The sequence below is a fragment of the Ensifer sp. B1-9 genome (genome assembly GCF_050474445.1).
GTDB lineage: Bacteria > Pseudomonadota > Alphaproteobacteria > Rhizobiales > Rhizobiaceae > Ensifer.
Genome location: NZ_JBCHVG010000017.1, coordinates 103,478 through 119,996, shown reverse-complemented (window position 1 = coordinate 119,996; position 16,519 = coordinate 103,478). Strand labels below are relative to the sequence as shown.

20 protein-coding genes are annotated in these 16,519 nt (G+C 63.1%); 8 read left to right on the top strand and 12 right to left on the bottom strand.

Features of this window, described 5'->3' with window-relative positions:
- The first annotated feature begins 14 nt into the window (after positions 1-14).
- The gene (locus ACQ5BM_RS28605; protein WP_429818584.1) at positions 15-782 is read left to right on the top strand and encodes a 3-hydroxyacyl-CoA dehydrogenase; all 768 of its coding nucleotides are present in this window, start codon (positions 15-17) and stop codon (positions 780-782) included.
- A 59-nt stretch (positions 783-841) separates the two neighbouring features.
- Here ACQ5BM_RS28605 and ACQ5BM_RS28600 read toward each other — a convergent pair whose 3' ends face one another.
- The gene (locus ACQ5BM_RS28600; RefSeq protein WP_429818582.1) at positions 842-1,486 is read right to left on the bottom strand and encodes a helix-turn-helix transcriptional regulator; all 645 of its coding nucleotides are present in this window, start codon (positions 1,484-1,486) and stop codon (positions 842-844) included.
- A 134-nt stretch (positions 1,487-1,620) separates the two neighbouring features.
- Here ACQ5BM_RS28600 and ACQ5BM_RS28595 point away from each other — a divergent pair, with 134 nt between their 5' ends.
- The 3 genes from ACQ5BM_RS28595 to ACQ5BM_RS28585 all read left to right on the top strand — a co-directional run bounded on the left by ACQ5BM_RS28595 (position 1,621) and on the right by ACQ5BM_RS28585 (position 3,438).
- Positions 1,621-2,229: a superoxide dismutase gene (locus ACQ5BM_RS28595; RefSeq protein ID WP_429818580.1), complete on the top strand. Its 609-nt coding sequence runs from the start codon at positions 1,621-1,623 to the stop codon at positions 2,227-2,229.
- Between the two features lie 249 nt (positions 2,230-2,478).
- On the top strand, positions 2,479-3,075 hold the full coding sequence (locus ACQ5BM_RS28590; protein ID WP_429818578.1) for a flavin reductase family protein: 597 nt from the start codon (positions 2,479-2,481) through the stop codon (positions 3,073-3,075).
- 30 nt (positions 3,076-3,105) lie between these two features.
- Positions 3,106-3,438 (top strand): hypothetical protein, encoded by a 333-nt coding sequence (locus tag ACQ5BM_RS28585; protein ID WP_429818576.1) that lies wholly within the window; start codon positions 3,106-3,108, stop codon positions 3,436-3,438.
- 67 nt (positions 3,439-3,505) lie between these two features.
- Here the strand turns inward: ACQ5BM_RS28585 and ACQ5BM_RS28580 are convergent, their stop codons facing one another.
- From ACQ5BM_RS28580 to kdgD, 6 genes are all read right to left on the bottom strand, one after another.
- Positions 3,506-4,786, bottom strand: a complete 1,281-nt coding sequence (locus ACQ5BM_RS28580; protein WP_429818574.1) for a TRAP transporter large permease — start codon at positions 4,784-4,786, stop codon at positions 3,506-3,508.
- The gene (locus tag ACQ5BM_RS28575) at positions 4,787-5,308 is read right to left on the bottom strand and encodes a TRAP transporter small permease (protein WP_429818572.1); all 522 of its coding nucleotides are present in this window, start codon (positions 5,306-5,308) and stop codon (positions 4,787-4,789) included.
- Positions 5,309-5,391: 83 nt separating this feature from the next.
- On the bottom strand, positions 5,392-6,369 hold the full coding sequence (locus tag ACQ5BM_RS28570; protein ID WP_429818570.1) for a TRAP transporter substrate-binding protein: 978 nt from the start codon (positions 6,367-6,369) through the stop codon (positions 5,392-5,394).
- 129 nt (positions 6,370-6,498) lie between these two features.
- The gene (locus tag ACQ5BM_RS28565; protein WP_429818568.1) at positions 6,499-7,371 is read right to left on the bottom strand and encodes an amidohydrolase family protein; all 873 of its coding nucleotides are present in this window, start codon (positions 7,369-7,371) and stop codon (positions 6,499-6,501) included.
- Positions 7,368-8,510, bottom strand: coding sequence for a mandelate racemase/muconate lactonizing enzyme family protein (locus tag ACQ5BM_RS28560; protein WP_429818566.1), 1,143 nt, complete (start codon positions 8,508-8,510; stop codon positions 7,368-7,370). The genes ACQ5BM_RS28565 and ACQ5BM_RS28560 overlap by 4 nt, the downstream gene beginning before the upstream one ends.
- A gap of 19 nt (positions 8,511-8,529) precedes the next feature.
- Positions 8,530-9,441 carry a 5-dehydro-4-deoxyglucarate dehydratase gene (kdgD, locus tag ACQ5BM_RS28555; RefSeq protein WP_429818564.1) on the bottom strand — a complete coding sequence of 304 codons (912 nt, stop codon included), beginning with the start codon at positions 9,439-9,441 and terminating at the stop codon, positions 8,530-8,532.
- A gap of 293 nt (positions 9,442-9,734) precedes the next feature.
- Here kdgD and ACQ5BM_RS28550 point away from each other — a divergent pair, with 293 nt between their 5' ends.
- Entirely contained in the window at positions 9,735-10,529 is a 795-nt protein-coding gene (locus tag ACQ5BM_RS28550; RefSeq protein WP_429818562.1) for an NAD-dependent epimerase/dehydratase family protein, read from the top strand.
- 86 nt (positions 10,530-10,615) lie between these two features.
- On the top strand, positions 10,616-11,353 hold the full coding sequence (locus tag ACQ5BM_RS28545; RefSeq protein ID WP_334196939.1) for a FadR/GntR family transcriptional regulator: 738 nt from the start codon (positions 10,616-10,618) through the stop codon (positions 11,351-11,353).
- A 20-nt stretch (positions 11,354-11,373) separates the two neighbouring features.
- Here ACQ5BM_RS28545 and ACQ5BM_RS28540 read toward each other — a convergent pair whose 3' ends face one another.
- From ACQ5BM_RS28540 to pcaD, 5 genes are all read right to left on the bottom strand, one after another.
- Positions 11,374-12,429, bottom strand: a complete 1,056-nt coding sequence (locus ACQ5BM_RS28540; RefSeq protein WP_429818560.1) for a 3-carboxy-cis,cis-muconate cycloisomerase — start codon at positions 12,427-12,429, stop codon at positions 11,374-11,376.
- 85 nt (positions 12,430-12,514) lie between these two features.
- Positions 12,515-13,129: a protocatechuate 3,4-dioxygenase subunit alpha gene (gene pcaG / locus ACQ5BM_RS28535; RefSeq protein ID WP_429818558.1), complete on the bottom strand. Its 615-nt coding sequence runs from the start codon at positions 13,127-13,129 to the stop codon at positions 12,515-12,517.
- Positions 13,129-13,878, bottom strand: coding sequence for a protocatechuate 3,4-dioxygenase subunit beta (gene pcaH / locus ACQ5BM_RS28530; RefSeq protein WP_429818555.1), 750 nt, complete (start codon positions 13,876-13,878; stop codon positions 13,129-13,131). Before pcaH ends, pcaG begins: the two co-directional genes overlap by 1 nt.
- A 12-nt stretch (positions 13,879-13,890) precedes the next feature.
- Positions 13,891-14,295 (bottom strand): 4-carboxymuconolactone decarboxylase, encoded by a 405-nt coding sequence (gene pcaC, locus ACQ5BM_RS28525; RefSeq protein WP_334196943.1) that lies wholly within the window; start codon positions 14,293-14,295, stop codon positions 13,891-13,893.
- Positions 14,288-15,100 carry a 3-oxoadipate enol-lactonase gene (gene pcaD / locus ACQ5BM_RS28520; RefSeq protein WP_429818552.1) on the bottom strand — a complete coding sequence of 271 codons (813 nt, stop codon included), beginning with the start codon at positions 15,098-15,100 and terminating at the stop codon, positions 14,288-14,290. The genes pcaC and pcaD overlap by 8 nt, the downstream gene beginning before the upstream one ends.
- Before the next feature lie 93 nt (positions 15,101-15,193).
- Between pcaD and pcaQ the strand changes: the two genes are divergently transcribed.
- Both pcaQ and ACQ5BM_RS28510 read left to right on the top strand, forming a co-directional pair.
- Entirely contained in the window at positions 15,194-16,120 is a 927-nt protein-coding gene (gene pcaQ / locus ACQ5BM_RS28515) for a pca operon transcription factor PcaQ (protein ID WP_429818685.1), read from the top strand.
- Positions 16,121-16,313: 193 nt separating this feature from the next.
- A complete protein-coding gene (locus ACQ5BM_RS28510) occupies positions 16,314-16,493 on the top strand; it encodes a hypothetical protein (protein WP_429818550.1) in 180 nt (59 codons plus the stop codon).
- Positions 16,494-16,519 lie beyond the last annotated feature (26 nt).

Below are 16,519 nucleotides of genomic sequence, written 5' to 3'. Positions count from 1 at the left end.
GGGAGGAGCCTCAGATGCTGATCGATGGAAAAGTCTTTATCGTGACCGGCGGCGGTTCGGGCCTTGGCGCAGCCGTCGCGCGGCGGCTGCATGGCGAAGGCGCCCGTGTGGTTCTTGCCGACGTGAACGCCGAGGCAGGCCAGCAAATGGCTGAAGAGCTCGGCAGCAACGCCCTCTTCCAGAAGACGGATGTCACCAACGAGACGGATGCCGCCGCCGCCGTTGCGGCGGCCTTGGACCGCTTTGGTCATCTCCATGGGCTGGTAAACTGTGCCGGCATTGCGCCCGGCGAAAAGGTGCTCGGCCGCGACGGACCGCATCGGCTGGAGAGCTTTTCGCGCGCGGTCACGATCAACCTGATCGGCACCTTCAACATGCTGCGGCTTGCCTCCGAGGCGATCGAGCGAGAAGAGCCGGGCGACGACGGCGAGCGGGGCGTGATCGTCAACACCGCGTCGGTCGCCGCCTTCGACGGCCAGATCGGTCAGGCGGCCTATGCTGCCTCCAAGGGAGGCGTCGTCTCGATGACGTTGCCGATCGCGCGCGAACTTGCGCGCCACGGCATTCGCGTCGTCGCCATCGCTCCGGGCATCTTTGAAACGCCGATGATGGCCGGCATGCCGCAGGAGGTACAGGATTCACTTGGCAAGAGCGTGCCCTTCCCGCAGCGCCTCGGCAAACCGGACGAGTTTGCCGCGCTCGTGCAGCATATCTGCGAGAACCGCATGCTGAACGGCGAAGTCATCCGCCTCGACGGCGCGCTGCGCATGGGCGCGCGCTGATAGGATCAGCTTCCGGCGCGGCGCCTGATTTCAGCCGGCGCGGCGCCAGCTCTTACCGATCAGGCGGCTCGATCCGCCATTTTGACGACGTAGGCGCAGCGCCGCGCGCCGGCGAGGATGTGCTCGGCGCGCTCGACCTCGACACCGGGGCCGAGCACCGCACGGAACACGCTCAATTCCGCCCGGCAGAAGCCCTGGCAGCTCGTTGCAGCAGCGCAGATCGGACAGTGGTTCTCGACGAAGAGCAGCGTGCCGTCGCCAGGATCCTCGCAAGCCGCCATATAGCCTTCCTGCGATCGCAGCCGCACCAATTCTTCCACCCGCTCGCGCAGGCTCTTCTTGTCCGCCATCGCTGCGCCATAGTTCTGTCGGGTCTCGTCCTCCCGCGCCGCGATCAGCCGCTCGATCGCCGCCTCGCCGAGCGTCTGGCGGATCGTCCTCAAGAGCTGGACGGTAAGCTCCGCATGGGTGTCGGGAAACTCGGCATGGCCGGCGGCGGTCAGCCCCCAGAACTGCGAAGGGCGGCCGACGCCTTTCGCTTCCGACCACGACAGAACCAAACCATCCTCGGCAAGACGGACTAGCTGCTGGCGCACGGCCTCGCCGGTAATCGTCAGACGCTTTCCGAGTGCCGCCGCCGTTTGCGGGCCATGCAGCTTGAGCGCCAGCATGATGCGCTCGCCCGGCGTGCGGCCGCTGCTCATCTCTGGATTTAAAAAGGGATCGCTTGACATATTCCTGCGCGCAGATTTACAAAGAACTCTCTTGCTAAATACACTCTCAACCAACCGCAGACAAGTGATCCATCGAGAGTGTCCCGCCCGCAAAGGATTTGATCATGGCTTTCGAACTTCCCGCCCTTCCCTATGCCCCCGGTGCGCTCGCTGAAAACGGCATGAGCGCCGAGACGATCGAGTTCCACCACGGAAAGCATCACCAGGCCTATGTCACGGCGCTGAACGGTTTCGTCGAGAAGGATGCATCGCTCGCCGGCCTGTCGCTCGAAGAGATCATACGCCACAGCCACGGCAAGGCGGAACTGGCGCCGGTCTTCAACAATGCCGGCCAGCATTGGAACCACATCCTGTTCTGGAAGAACCTTTCGCCCGAGGGCGGTCAGATCCCCGGGGCACTCGAAAAGAAGCTCATCGAAGACTTCGGCAGCGTTCAAGGCTTCAAGGACGCCTTCAAGGCGGCCGCCACCGGCCAGTTTGGCTCCGGCTGGGCCTGGCTCGTGCTCGGCCCGGACGGTAAGCTCAAGGTGACGAAGACCGCCAACGGCTCCAATCCGGTCGCGACCGACGAAGGCAAGGCCCTGCTTGGCCTCGATGTCTGGGAACACGCCTATTACATCGACTACCGCAACCGCCGGCCGGACTATGCGTCGAACTTCCTCGACAAACTTGCCAACTACGAATTTGCCGAAGCGGAATTGAAGTCCGCCTGACCGGCCGCGATTCGCCCGGAGCTGGAAGCAGCTTTTTTGCATGTCTCCTTTGATCGTAGCCGGTTAAAGGACAAGGATATGCAGCCATTCAAAGTGCCACAGCGACCTTTGCGCGTCGACGCGCGGCGCCGTAGGCAACAAGTCAGAGAATTTGCGGCAGCCCTCTCGCCCCCCGCCTGAACCTGGGCTTCCGTAAACCCCGTGGCGTCTCCCCGCCGCCACGGGCTATCCTCAGTTGGAACAAGACCCATGCGCCAGCAGCCTCCGCTTTCCGTCGACATCGACGCCCACACTGATCTGGCGGTGTCGAAACCGGAGTTCGCCGACACCCTGTCGCATCTCGCTGCGACCGTCTGCGTGGCAAGCGCCGGCAAAGGCGCCGAGAGTCTTGGCCGGACCGTGACCGCCACTTTTTCACTGTCCGCAAACCCGCCATCGATCGTCGTTTCGATCAAGGCTGACAGTCCACTTGCCGTGCGGATTGTCGCCGAGCAAGGTTTCTCGCTCGCCATGCTGGCCGAGGGGCAAGAATTGATCGCGGACGCCTTCGCTGGCAAGATCGAAGCGTCCAAGCGTTACCTCGTCGGCATCTGGGCCGATTGGCCGAGCGGTCGGCCGAGGCTTCTCGGAGCCGCCGCAGCACTCGACTGCGTGCTGAGCGCAGCGCTCGAGGTCGGCGACCACATGCTGTTCGTCGGAACAATTGTCGCAACCGAGACTTCCACCCATGCCGGCCCCTTGATCTGGAGCCGCCGGCGATATCAGTCTCTCGACAGGACGAGAGCGTTGCCGGCGCAGCCGAGCAACGGGCACGCGACCTTGCACCCAAGCAAGCCTGCGGCCTGAACCGGCGATCGCGTAGGAGGAATGCCAGCAATGCGGCAAGCACTCGAAAAGCTCTTAGAAGCCGGCAAGGACGACGCCATGCTGCGCTTCACGCTCGGAAGCATTTGCCTTCAGGAAGCGGACCTCGATACCGCACTTCTGCATGTCGAGCGCGCGATCGCCTTCGACCCGGACTATTCCGCTGCGTGGAAACTGCATGGCGCCATTCTACACAAGCTCGGCCGGTTCGAAGAGGCGCTCCAGGTTTGGCGCGAAGGTCGCGCCGTCGCCGAGCGGAAGGGCGATCTGCAGGCGGCGAAGGAGATCGGCGTTTTCCTCAAGCGCCTGGAACGCCAGTGCATCGCCGCCAACAGGAACGAATAGCCCTCACCCCGAAACTGGACCGAGCCCGGCATAAATGCCGAGCCCGGAAACATCGCGAACGGTCAGTTCACTTGAAGACCGACGGCAACCAGAGCGACAGCGCCGGGATGTAGGTGACGGCCATCAGCACCGCGATGCTGGCGCCGAAGAACGGCCAGATCGTGCGCATCGCCTCGCGAATGGTAATTCCGCCGACGGCGCAGCCGACGAAGAGCACCGTGCCCACCGGCGGCGTGTTGAGCCCGATGCCGGCGTTCAGGATCATCACCACCCCGAAATGCACCGGGTCGATGCCGAAGGCCTTGACGACCGGAAGCAGCACCGGCGTGCAGATGATCACCATCGGCGCCATGTCCATGAAGGTGCCGAGGAGCAAGAGGATAATGTTGATGACGAGCAGCACGATGATCGGGTTCTCCGAAATCGCACCGATCGCGCCGATCATCAGCGCCTGCACCTGCAGGAAGGCCATCAGCCAGCCGAAGGATGCCGCCATACCGATGACGAGGAGAACCAAGGCGGTGGTGCGCACCGCCCCCATGACCGCTTCGACGAAGCCTGTCCAATCCAGTTCGCGATAGACCAGCATCGCGACGAGGAAGGCATAGAGCACGGCGATGCAGGAGCTTTCGGTGGCGGTGAACACGCCGGAGCGCACGCCGCCGAAAATGATGCCGATCAGTACGATGCCCGGAAATGAGGCGAGCAGGTAGTAGAAGAGCCTGGAAAAGCCCGGGAACGGCTCGGCCGGATAGCCTCTACGCCTTGCGACGACATAGGCGGTCACCATCAGCGAAAGCGCGAGCAGCAGGCCGGGAATGATGCCGGCGGTGAAGAGATCGGCGACCGAGACATTGCCGCCGGCGGCGATCGAATAAAGGATCATGTTGTGCGACGGCGGGACCATCAGCGCGATGATGGCTGCGTTGACGGTCACGTTGACGGCGTAGTCACGGTCATAGCCGCGCCTTGCCATTTGCGGGATCATCAGGCCGCCGACGGCCGAAGCATCCGCGACCGCCGAGCCGGAGATGCCGCCGAAGAGCGTCGAGGCCACGATGTTGACCTGGCCGAGGCCGCCACGCAGATGCCCGACGAGACCGGCGGCGAACTGGATCAGCCTGTTGGCGATGCCGCCGCGCACCATCAGGTCGCCGGCAAAGATGAAAAACGGGATCGCCATCATGGCAAAGACGTTCATGCCGGAATTCAACTGCTGGAACACCACCACCGGCGGCAGGCCGAGATAGAGCACGGTGGCGAAGGAAGCAATGCCGAGGCAAAACGCGATCGGCGTGCCGATGAACATCAGCAGGGTGAACACCCCGAAGAGAATAGTGTAAGCCATTCAGGCCATCTCCTGCACGACGATATCGGCGGCGACGTCGACACCCAGAACCAGATCGATGAAACGCTCGGCAGCGAAGAGGGCAATCATCACGCCGCCGACGATGAGCGGAAAAAAGTCGACCCCTCCCGGCCATCCAAGGACCGGAATGGTGGCGCTCCATGTGCCGATGCAAAGAAGCAATCCGTAATAGGCCATGGATGCCCCGAAGATGACGGTCAGGCCAAGGCTCGTCAGATCCATGGCAAGCTGGAGCGAAGGCTTCATCACGTGGCGGATGACATCGAGGCCGAGATGGACGCTCTCGCGCACGCCGACCGCCGCGCCAAGCATGATGAACCAGGCCATCAGGTGGAGAGACAAGGGCTCAGACCAGCTTGGCGAGTCGTTCAGAACATAGCGGGCAAACACCTGCCAGCCGACGATCAGTGTCATGGCGACCATGCCGGTGCCGGCGATATAGAGCGACGCGCGGCTTAGCGCCCCGAGAAGCGGGCGTATCGCCCGCATGAAACGACGCATCTTTCTTCCTCCTCCGCAAAAAGCGATCCTATGGACAGTTGCGAAGGCCGGTTCCTTTCCCGGACCCGGCCTTTCATCTGCCGTCACTTGACCGCCTTCACCCGCTCGAGAAGGTCCTTGAGTTTCGGGTCGCTGACGAACTGGTCGTAGACCGGCGCCATCGCGGCTGCGAACTCCTCCTTGTTGACCTTGATGACGTTTGCGCCGGCGGCACGAACCTTCTCTTCCGAGACCTTCTCGCGCGCGCTCCAGAGTTCACGCATCTTGCCAACGGAATCCTTGGCCGCCTGACGAACCAGGACCTGATCCTCGGAGGAAAGCTTGTCCCAGGTGATCTTGGAAATGACCAGGATTTCTGGATTGAGGGAATGTTCGGTGAGCGAATAGTTCTTGGCGACCTCGAAATGACGGGCGGATTCGTAGGACGGCCAATTGTTCTCGGCGCCATCGACGACACCGGTCTCGAGCGACGAATAGACCTCGCCCATCGGCATCGGCGTCGGGTTGGCACCGAAGGCCTGCATCATGGCGATCCAGAGATCGGACTGCTGCACCCGGATTTTCAGGCCCTTGAGGTCCGCCAGTTTCTCGATCGGCTTTTTGGTGGTGTAGAAGGAACGCGCGCCGGAATCATAAAAGGCGAGACCGATCAGGCCGTGCGGTTCGAAGGCCGCCAGCACCTCGTCGCCGATCGGGCCGTCGACCGTCTGGTGCATGTGCTCGGTCGAGCGGAACAGGAACGGCATGCCAAGCACCATCGTCTCCTTGACGAGGTTGTTGAAGGGCGCCGCGTTGACGCGGTTCATGTCGATGACACCGAAGCGCGTCTGCTCGATCGTGTCCTTCTCGCCGCCGAGCACGCCATTGTTCATGACCTCGACCTTGATCCGCCCGTTGCTGCGCTCGGAAAGCAGTTGCCCCATGTATTTGACGGCCTCGACCGTCGGGTAGCCGTCCGGGTGGATATCCGCCGAACGCAGGGTGATTTCCTGCGCCTGCGCCGCTGTGCCGGCAAACGCCAGCCCCATGGCGACGCAAAGCATGCCTGCAATTTTCTTCATGTTTTCTCCTCCTCTGATCGTGCTTCGGCCTCTCCCAAGGCCGGGTTGCTGCCCGTCCGGGCCGGCATGCGAAATCCTCTTGTCGTTAGGCCCGGCAGGGAGCCTCCTAGCTCCCATTGCGGACTGACGTCACGCCACGGCGAAGGCCGGCAGCTTGAACAGGTGTTCCGGGTTCTCGACGAGGGCCAGATGCCGCGCCCGGTCGTCGGCAAGCCAGCCGAGCACCAGTTCCGCGAGCCGCGCGTCATCGGGATAGTCTTCCGTCCTGCGGATCATGTTATGCGGCCAGTTCGAGCCCCAGACGATGCGTTCCGGAGCATGTTTGGCGATCCGGCGCGAAAAGGCGGCCACGTCTTCGTATGGCCATCCCTCCCGCGAACTTTCGTAGACGCCAGCGAATTTGAACCAGACATTGCCGCGGTCGATCAACTTCAGCAGCGCCGCGATCTCCGGTCCATCAGGATCGACGCCGGCAAAGAACTTGCCGTGGTGATCCAACACCCAGCGCGACCTGATGCGCTCCAGCCGCGGCAGATGGTCGAGCAGCCTGTTGCCGTCGCACTGCACGGCGATCATCCAATCTGCCGCGTATGCCCGCGCGTCCACTGCTTCCAGCGCGCCGAGCCCCACCGCGCCACCCGGCAAGTCCATGATGCGTGCGCCGACAGCGCCGCTTTCGCTCAACTTTCGCATCTGCGCATCCGAAGTGTCCTCGTCGATGACGACGACGGCGCGCGCGGCGGCACCCATTGCCGCAACACAGGCAAGCGTGTTGCCATTGTCCCGCTGATGGGCGTTGCCCTGGGTGATGATCACCCTGTCGATGCCGAGCCAGGCCATGACCTGGCGATAGGCCGCAGCATCCGGCAACGGTTCAACAGGCAAAGGCGGACCGCCGGGAAGCGACGGGAAGGCTGGCAGATACATGTGCATCTGCGAATCGATCGCGCCCTTCGGCAGACGCGGTTCAGGCGGGCGGCCGGTCAGGATTCGCTCGATCATCTCGCAATCTCGGGCATCTTGAATTCGGTGAGCGCATCGCGATTGATCTCGATGCCGAGCCCCGGGGCGTCCGGTATGGCGACGACGCCGTTGACGGCCTCGATCGGCGCCGTCAACACGGCCTGGCGGAACGGGTTCTCCGTGCGGTCGAACTCCAGGACCGGCTCAATCGGCTTCACCCGCACCGGATCCGGCGTCATCGCCGCCATGAATTGCAGCGCCGCGGCAATGTGAACCCCCGTGCCCCAGACATGCGGCACGATGCGAACGCCATGCAATGTCGCGAGGCTGGCGATCTTCATCATTTCGGAAAAACCGCCGCAACCGCACAGGTCCGGCTGCAGGATGTCGATGGCGCGGCTCTCGATCGCCGGCCACATGCCATAGCGCGCATGCCAGGTCTCGCCGCCCGCGACCGGGATAGGCTGCCCTGCCCTGACCTCGCGATAGGCCGAGAGCTGCTCGGGCACCACCGGCTCCTCGAACCAATCGATGTCATAGTCCGCCGCAGCCTTGCCGAGGCGGATCGCTTCGGTGACGGTGTAGCCGTGGTTGGCGTCGATCATCAGCCGCATCTCGTCGCCGATCGCCTCGCGCACCGCGCGGATGACGGAAAGGTCTTCCTCGATGCCGAAGCCGATCTTGATCTTGCAGGCGTGAAACCCGTGCGCCCGGCGCTCCGCCATCTCCATCGCGTTGTCGGACACACGGTCGACGCCATCACGCTTGAAGCTGCCGGTCGCATAGGCGCGAACGCTCTCGCGCCAGCGACCGCCAAGCAGCATCGAGACGGAGGCACCGTAGTGCTTGCCCTTGAGGTCCCAGAGCGCGATGTCGATGCCGGACAGCGCCGTGATCGCGAGGCCACGCTGCCCCTGGTCGCGAAGCGCGTTATAGAGGATCGCCCAGAGCTTTTCGGTCTGGCGCGGATCCTGGCCGATCAGCCAGGGGGAATAGGCCGCGACCACGGCCGCATTCGGCCGCGCCGGCCCAAGGCACTCGCCCCAGCCGATAGTGCCATCATCGCATTCGATCTCCACCAGCACATGGGCGCGACGATCAAAGCGCATGGACGCGCTTTCGAAGGGCACGGCCAGCCGGTGCTCGAGGAGATGGGTGCGGACGGCGGTGATTTTCATCGGTTGCCCTCGCTGCGGTTCAATTCTTGCGCTTGTTCGCACCGATCAGGGCATCGAGCATCGCGACTTCGTCATCGGTGAGGTCTTTCAGCGGAGCGCGGACCGGGCCGGCATTGAAGCCCTGCAGGCGCACACCGGCCTTGATCGCCGAAACCGCATAGCCCTTGCCCCGGTTGCGGATTGCCATGAACGGATAGAAGAAGTCCTTGAGGATGCGCTCGCAGGTGACGCGGTCGCCGCCGCGAAGGGCGGCGTAAAATTCGTTGGCAAGGCCCGGCACGAAGTTGAAGACGGCCGAGGAATAGGTCGTGAAACCGGCGCCGAGATAGGCCTCGGCAAAGAGCTCGGCGGTCGGCATCCCGCCCAGATACATCAGGCGGTCGCCCATCTTGGCCGTGACCTGACGCACGAGACCGATGTCGCCGGTGCCATCCTTGAAGCCGATCAGGTTCGGGCACGCGTCACAGAGCCTCGCCAGCGTGTCGGCCTGCAGCACCGAATTGTCGCGGTTATAGACCATGACGCCGATACCGACCGACTGGCAGACCTTCTTCACATGCGCGTAAAGCCCTTCCTGCGGCGCGTCGATCAGGTAGTGCGGCAGAAGCAGGATACCGTCCGCGCCAACGCGCTCGACCGATCGGGCGATATCGATGGCCATCTCCGTACCGTAACCGCAACCGGAAACGATTGCCGTGTCGCCTGCAACCTCCTTAGCGGCCCGCACGATGCCGGGAATTTCATCGGGCTTCAACGAGAAGAATTCGCCGGTGCCGCCGGCAGCAAATAGCACCGGCGCCTTGTAGCCGGCCAGCCACTCGACATGCGCCCGATAGCTGTCCGGCGCGAAACGGCCATCGGCATCAAAATGCGTCACCGGGAAAGAAAGCAGGCCCGATCCAAGCGCGGCCTTGATCTGCTCGGGGGTCATTTCGTGCGGGTCCTCCTCAAAACGCAATGCATCCTACTAAGCGAGTCACGCCATCCATGTCAATAGGTCGTAATACAGGTGATCATACAAGATAAACATCCCACAATCGCGCTGAAATCAGGCTTTATTATCGGCTTTCTATCGGCCATCAGGGCGTACGCCACCCCGACGCAGAAGCAAAATTGACGCAGCTCGTCCATATTGCGTCGATCACATATTATGTGTTAGCCCCTATTGTATGACGGCATATGACAATGCCGCGACACCGGCTGGCCTTCTGGAGGAAAGAGGAAATGGAACGGCTTTTGATCACCGGCGCGGCGGGGCAGCTCGGCCGCGCCATGCGCAAGAAACTTGCGCCGCTGGCAACCGTGATCCGACTTTCCGACCGGTCGCCGCTCGATCCGCCAAGCGAAAACGAAGAGTGCATTCAATGCGATCTCGCCGATGCCGCGGCCGTCCATGACCTCGTCACCGGTTGCGACGCGATCCTGCATCTTGGCGGCATCTCGGTCGAGCGGCCGTTCTCGGAAATCCTCGACGGCAACATCCTCGGCCTCTATAATCTCTACGAGGCGGCCCGTGCGAACGGCAAACCACGCATTCTCTTCGCCAGCACCAACCACACGATCGGCTTTTATCCGCAAAACGAGCGGCTGGGTCCGAACGCGCCCTACCGGCCTGATGGGCTCTACGGCGTCTCGAAGTGTTTCGGTGAAGCGCTTGCCCGCATGTATTTCGAGAAGTACGGGCAGGAGACGGCACTTGTCCGCATCGGCTCCTGCATGCCTGAACCGACCAACTACCGCATGCTCTCCACCTGGCTTTCGCATGACGACTTCGCCTCGATGATCGAAGCGGTGTTCCGGGTGCCGGTCCTTGGCTGCCCGGTCATCTGGGGCGCCTCCGCAAACGACGCCGGATGGTGGGACAACGCCCATGTCTTCTGGCTCGGGTGGCGACCGAAGGATAATGCGGAGGTCTTCCGCGAGAAGATCGCCGCAAACACGCCGAAACCGAAGCCGGAGGATTCCCTGGTGCGGTTTCAGGGCGGCGCCTTCGTCGATGATCCGATTTTCAAGGACTAAGCGGATCGTGCTTTGCCCCCCATGGATTGCACTGCCGATCGGCAATGGCGTATCCAGAAGCTTCGTTAAATTACGGAATTGGCCCCATGACCAATGCAACCGCATCCGAGACCGCCGCCCCACCAGGCAAGACACTGGTGGCGAAGGTGACGGATGCACTCAGCAGCCAGATCGCCGGCGGCCATTACAAGCCGGGAGACCGCCTGCCGTCAGAGGCACAACTGACCCAGGAGTTCGGCGTCAGCCGCACCGTGGTGCGTGAAGCGATCGCGGCACTCCGCTCCGGCGGATTGGTCGAGGCGAGACATGGCATCGGTGTCTTCGTGCTGGAGCCGACCCCGGTCGCTCCCTTGCCTTTCCACGGCGTCGATCTCGCGCGGGTCTCCTCGTTGATCGAAATGCTGGAGCTCAGAACCGCAGTCGAAGGCGATGCCGCCGCCCTCGCCGCCCTTCGCCGCTCGCCGGCGCAGGAGGAAAAGATCGTCGAAGCCTTCGACAGCTTCTGTGCGAGCGCCGCCGAGGGACGTCCAACCGCCGAAGCCGATTTCAATTTCCATCTCGCGATTGCCCAGGCGACCAACAATCCGCGCTTCAGCGAGTTCCTGCAGATGCTGGGTCCGGCGCTTATTCCCCGCCGCGCGGTTTCCGAAAGTGGCGAGGAGACCGTGCTGGCGTCGGCAGAACTGAGCCGATTGATCTCCGAGCACGAGGCCATCCTCATCGCAATTCAGGATGGCGACGAGGAACAGGCGCGCAGCGCCATGCGCCAGCACCTCAAGAACAGCCAGGTGCGATACCGCTCGATGTTGCGCGCGGCCCGTTGAGGGCCGGGTGGCGGCGGCGCTCAGGCCCGGCCGAGCCGGCGTATGTTGCTCGCAAGCTCGGCCGCCAGGCGAAGCGCCGCTGCCGCTGCACCAGCCATCTGCGGCATAATCAGCCATTCGAGCGTCCAGGCGGCACCGGAGCGTTCCTGCTCGTGGATCAGCGCCTGGTGCATGCCTGAGAGCTGGGTCGCGTTGAAACGCGCCAAGGACACCAGAACCTCCGCCGCCACGGGGTTCTGCTTGTGCGGCATCGCCGAGGAACCACCACCGCCGGCCAGTTCGATCTCGTCGCCCTGCTGCGCCATTAGCGCGATATCCTGGCCGAACTTACCCAGGCTGCCGGTCATCAGCGATAGCGCATTGGCAAAATCCGCCACTTCCGAGCGCTGACTGTGCCATTGCGGAAAATCGGCGAGTCCCAGTTCTTCCGCAAGCGTGGCGCGCACGTCATCTGCCCGGCCATCGAGTTTTTCGAGCGTTCCTGCAGCGCCTCCGAACTGGACGGCGAAGAGGTCGCGGTCCATCGCTTCCAGCCGGTCCTTGTGGTCAAGCAGCGGTTCGATCCAGCTGCGCAGCCGGTCGGATACGGTGATCGGGATCGCCGCCTGCATCCGGGTCCGCCCCATCAGCGAACGCTCCCCCCATTCGTTGTCGCACTCCTCGAGCACCGAAACGACATTGCCGAGGCGCGCGGCGAAAAGCTCGGCGATCGCCTTCATGCGCAACATCATGCTGGTATCGATGACATCCTGACTGGTGGCGCCGTAATGCACATAGTCCGCAACCTCGCCACCCACAGCGGCGCGCAATTGCCGGACGAGTTCCGGCACAACCACCCCATCGACACCCATGGCGCGTTTGAGCGCGATGACATCGGGCGAGAAAGCACGACAGGCTCCGGTGATCCGGTCGGCGGCGCTTGCCGGGATGATGCCGTGCACGGCTTCCGCCCGTGCAAGCGCCGCCTCGAAGGCGAGCATCGCATGGATATCAGCGGAGGCCGAAAACTCGGCGGCAACCGCCTCATCACCCAGGAGACCGGACAGATAGGGATGGTCGAAGGCGGAATAGGTCATGGTTTCCCCGTTTCTGCTTGCTGAACGAAATGCCACCTGCTGCATGGGACGCACTTCGCCCCATGTCCAGGCGTGACATTCCTGTTCAGATGTCGAGGAACACCGTTTCCTTCTCACCTTGCAGGTGAATGTCAAAAACATAATTAGGCGCCGCTCCGGTCGCGACAAGCGTCGCGACGCGATGGCGATGTTCTATTCGCGCAAGCAACGGATCGACGGCGTTGGCCTCGGCTTCCTCGGGGAAATACATGCGCGTGTGCAGCCCGACATTGATGCCGCGCGCAACGATCCAGAAGGTGATGTGCGGCGCCATCGGCCGGCCGTCCTTGAAAGGCACGCGCCCCGGCTTAACGGTCTCGAAGGTGAAGACGCCGTCGTCCGCGGCAGTCGGGCAGCGTCCCCAGCCGGAAAAATTCGGATCTGCCGAACCGCGCAACTCGGTTGGCGAGTTATAGAGACCCGCCGCATCCGCCTGCCAGATCTCGATGAGCGCGTCCTTCAGCGGCGTGCCTGTGCCATCGATCACGCGGCCAGTAATGGTGATGCGCTCGCCAAGCGTCTGCTCGTTCACCATCCGTGCGCCGAGATCCGTTTCATAGACGCCGCCGATGCCGCAGAAGTTCGGGGTCAGGCCGATATGCACATAGGGGCCGGCCGTCTGTGACGGCGTTTCCTTGAGATAGCTAAGTTGCTGAACCATCAGTTGCCCTCCAGCCGGTTCTCGAACAGCGTCGAGCGGCGTCCCCGCAGCACGATATCGAACTTGTAGGCACGCGCGTCGAACGGAATCGTGTTCGCCCAGTCAAGCGGCGCGATCAATTGTTCGATCGCCTGGCGATCGGGGATCGTGTTGACGATCGGACACTTCCAGATCATCGGGTCGCCCTCGAAGTACATCTGAGTGATCAGGCGCTGCGCGAAGCCGTGGCCGAAGACCGAGAAATGGATGTGGGCCGGACGCCAGTCGTTGACCCCGTTCGGCCAGGGATAAGGGCCAGGCTTGATTGTGCGGAAGGAATAGAAGCCCTCGTCGTCGGTGATCGTGCGGCCGCAGCCGCCGAAATTCGGGTCGAGCGGCGCAAGGTAGCTTTCCTTCTTGTGGCGATAACGGCCACCGGCATTGGCCTGCCAGAATTCGAGCAGAGCGCCCGGCACTGCGCGCCCGCGCTCGTCGAGCACGCGCCCATGCACGATGATGCGCTCGCCGATGGCGCTTTCCCCTGGTCTGGCGAAATTGTGGATCAAATCGTTGTCGAGCTTGCCGATGACAGAATGGCCGAAGACCGGGCCGGTGATTTCCGAAATCGTACCGTCGAGCGACAGGAGTGCCTTTTGCGGCGAGCGCAAAACCGAGGTTTTGTAGCCCGGCGTCAGCACCGGCGCGTGCCATTGCCGGTCACGCGGGAAAAAGGCGCCGGTCTCCGGCTTTCCATTCGTTCTGTCGGACATCATCTTCTCCCGTCAGGCCGCCTTGCCGGCATCGATCTCGGCAAAGACCTGCTTGGCGATCTTGATTGCGTGATTGGCCGCCGGCACGCCGGCATAGATCGCCACATGCAGCAGCGCTTCGCAGATATCCTCGCGGCTTGCGCCCGTATTACTCGTCGCCCGCACATGCATCGCCACCTCGTCATCCTGGCCGAGCGCAGCGAGCAGCGCGATCGTTACGATCGAGCGCTCGCGCTTCGTCCAAGTCGGACGCGACCAGACATGGCCCCAGGCCGCCTCGGTGATCAGTTCCTGAAAGGGGCGATCGAACTCGGTGGAAACCGACTGCGTCCGATCCACGTGATTGTCGCCAAGCACGGCCCGGCGCGTGGCCATGCCCTGGCGATAGCGATCGGAGGGCGCAGAGGCGTCATTCATGGGTCTTGTCTCCATGCATTGCGATTTCGAAGAAGGCGCGCAGCACCGCGGTCAGCGCCTCCGGGTTTTCGACGCAGGGAATATGACCTGCATCGCGAATGACTTCGTATCGTGCACCGGGAATGAGGCGGGCTGTGGCGAGCACGACATCCGGCGGCGTCGAACCGTCCTGTTCGCCGACGACGCAGAGCGTCGGCACCGCGATGCGAGCGGCGGCCTCCGTATAGTCGGCGTCGCGGATGGCGGCACAAGTGGCCAAGTATCCGGTCACCGGCTGGCGCACCAGCATGTTGCGATAGCCGGCATAGGCGGTGTTTTCCGGCCGGCGGAAGGCCGACGTGAACCAGCGTTCGAGCACACTGTCGGCGATCCCTTCGATACCATGTTCCTCGATGGCGGCGATGCGCGCCGCCCACATCTCGGCGGTACCGATCTTGTGCGCCGTGTCGCAAAGAACCAGCGCACGCACGAGATCGGGCCGGCGCCGGTAGAGCGACTGCGCAACCAGGCCACCGACGGAGAGGCCGCAGACGATCGCCTGCTTGACCGAAAGCATGTCGAGCAGACCGGCAAGGTCGTTGGCATGATCCTCGATCGCATAGGGCGTCGGCCCGATATCCGAAAGGCCATGGCCCCGCTTGTCATAGAGGACAATGGCGTAGTCCCCCGCGAGCCGAACGACGACGTCGCGCCAGATGCGAAAATCCGTGCCGAGCGAATTGGCAAAAACCAGCACCGGCCGGTCGCCGGTCGCGCCGATCACCTGGTAGTGAATCGTGATGTCGTTGATGCGGGCAAACTGCACGGGCTCTCTCCTCCGTCACCAAATTGGATATTTAATCTGGTTAGGTAAAATGATATTTCATGGCCTTTCATTAACTTGAGGGTTATGAATTCCATGCTCGACGCCCGGGTCAAGTTTCGCCATCTGCAGACTTTTGTCGAGGTCTCCCGGCAGAAGAGCGTGATGAAGGCGGCCGAACTGCTGCATGTCAGCCAGCCGGCCGTGACCAAGACGATCCGCGAACTCGAAGAGGTGCTTGGCGTCGCGGTTTTCGAGCGCGATGGGCGCGGCATCAAGATAACACGTTACGGCGAGGTATTCCTGCGCCACGCCGGTGCGGCACTGACCGCGCTGCGGCAAGGGCTCGATTCCGTTTCGCAGGAGCGCGCTGGCGACGGGGTACCGGTCCGGGTCGGGGCGTTACCGACGGTCTCGACACGGATCATGCCGCACGCCATGACGCTCTTCCTCAAAGAGGATACCGGTGCGCGCATCAAGATCGTCACCGGCGAAAACGCCGTGCTTCTCGAACAGTTGCGCGTCGGCGATCTCGACCTCGTCGTCGGGCGGCTTGCGGCGCCGGACAAGATGACCGGTTTTTCCTTCGAGCATCTTTATTCCGAACAGGTGGTCTTTGCCGTCAGGGCTGGCCATCCCCTGCTTGCGGGCGCGCATTCCACATTTGCACGGCTCGCGGATTTCCCGGTGCTGATGCCGACGCGCGCGTCGATCATCCGCCCCTTCGTCGAACGCTTCCTGATCACCAACGGCATCGCCAGCCTGCCGAACCAGATAGATACCGTGTCCGACGCCTTCGGTCGTGCTTTCGTGCGGGCGAGCGATGCGATCTGGATCATCTCCGCCGGCGTCGTCGCAGCCGATGTCGACGACGGCACGATCGCGATCCTGCCGATCGACACCAGCGAAACGAAGGGACCGGTCGGCCTGACCATGCGCGCCGACGCGGCGCCGACGCTCGCCCTCTCGCTGTTGATGCAGACCATTCGCGAAGCGGCGACGTCGGTCTCGGCCAAGCTCTAGCGGGCCGGCGGCGGCTGCGGCACCACGGAGGCGACAGCAGCGAGCCGTTTCCTGATCAAAGCGACGGGCTGACAAGCCCGCTTGCCATCATCTCGCGCCGCCAACCGCTCCGATATTCAGTATACGGCTGCTGCTCAGCAAACCGGCAGGCTGCACCAACGGGTAGCCAGCGGCTGCGATCGGCGTTGGTCCGGTGGGGATCGCGCACGAGATCAATGAAGAGGGCGTCGTGTCCGGCGCCGGCTGCCGTGTCCGCATGCTCGCCGGCAAGACGCCGGCGCACAATCTCATCTTCGAACCCTCGGAAACGGCCGCCGCCAGACGGGAATTGTCGCGGCCGTTCATCCGCTCTCCGCGGGGAACTGAAGCCTGAGAACTTCAGCTCCCCGGACGGGACCG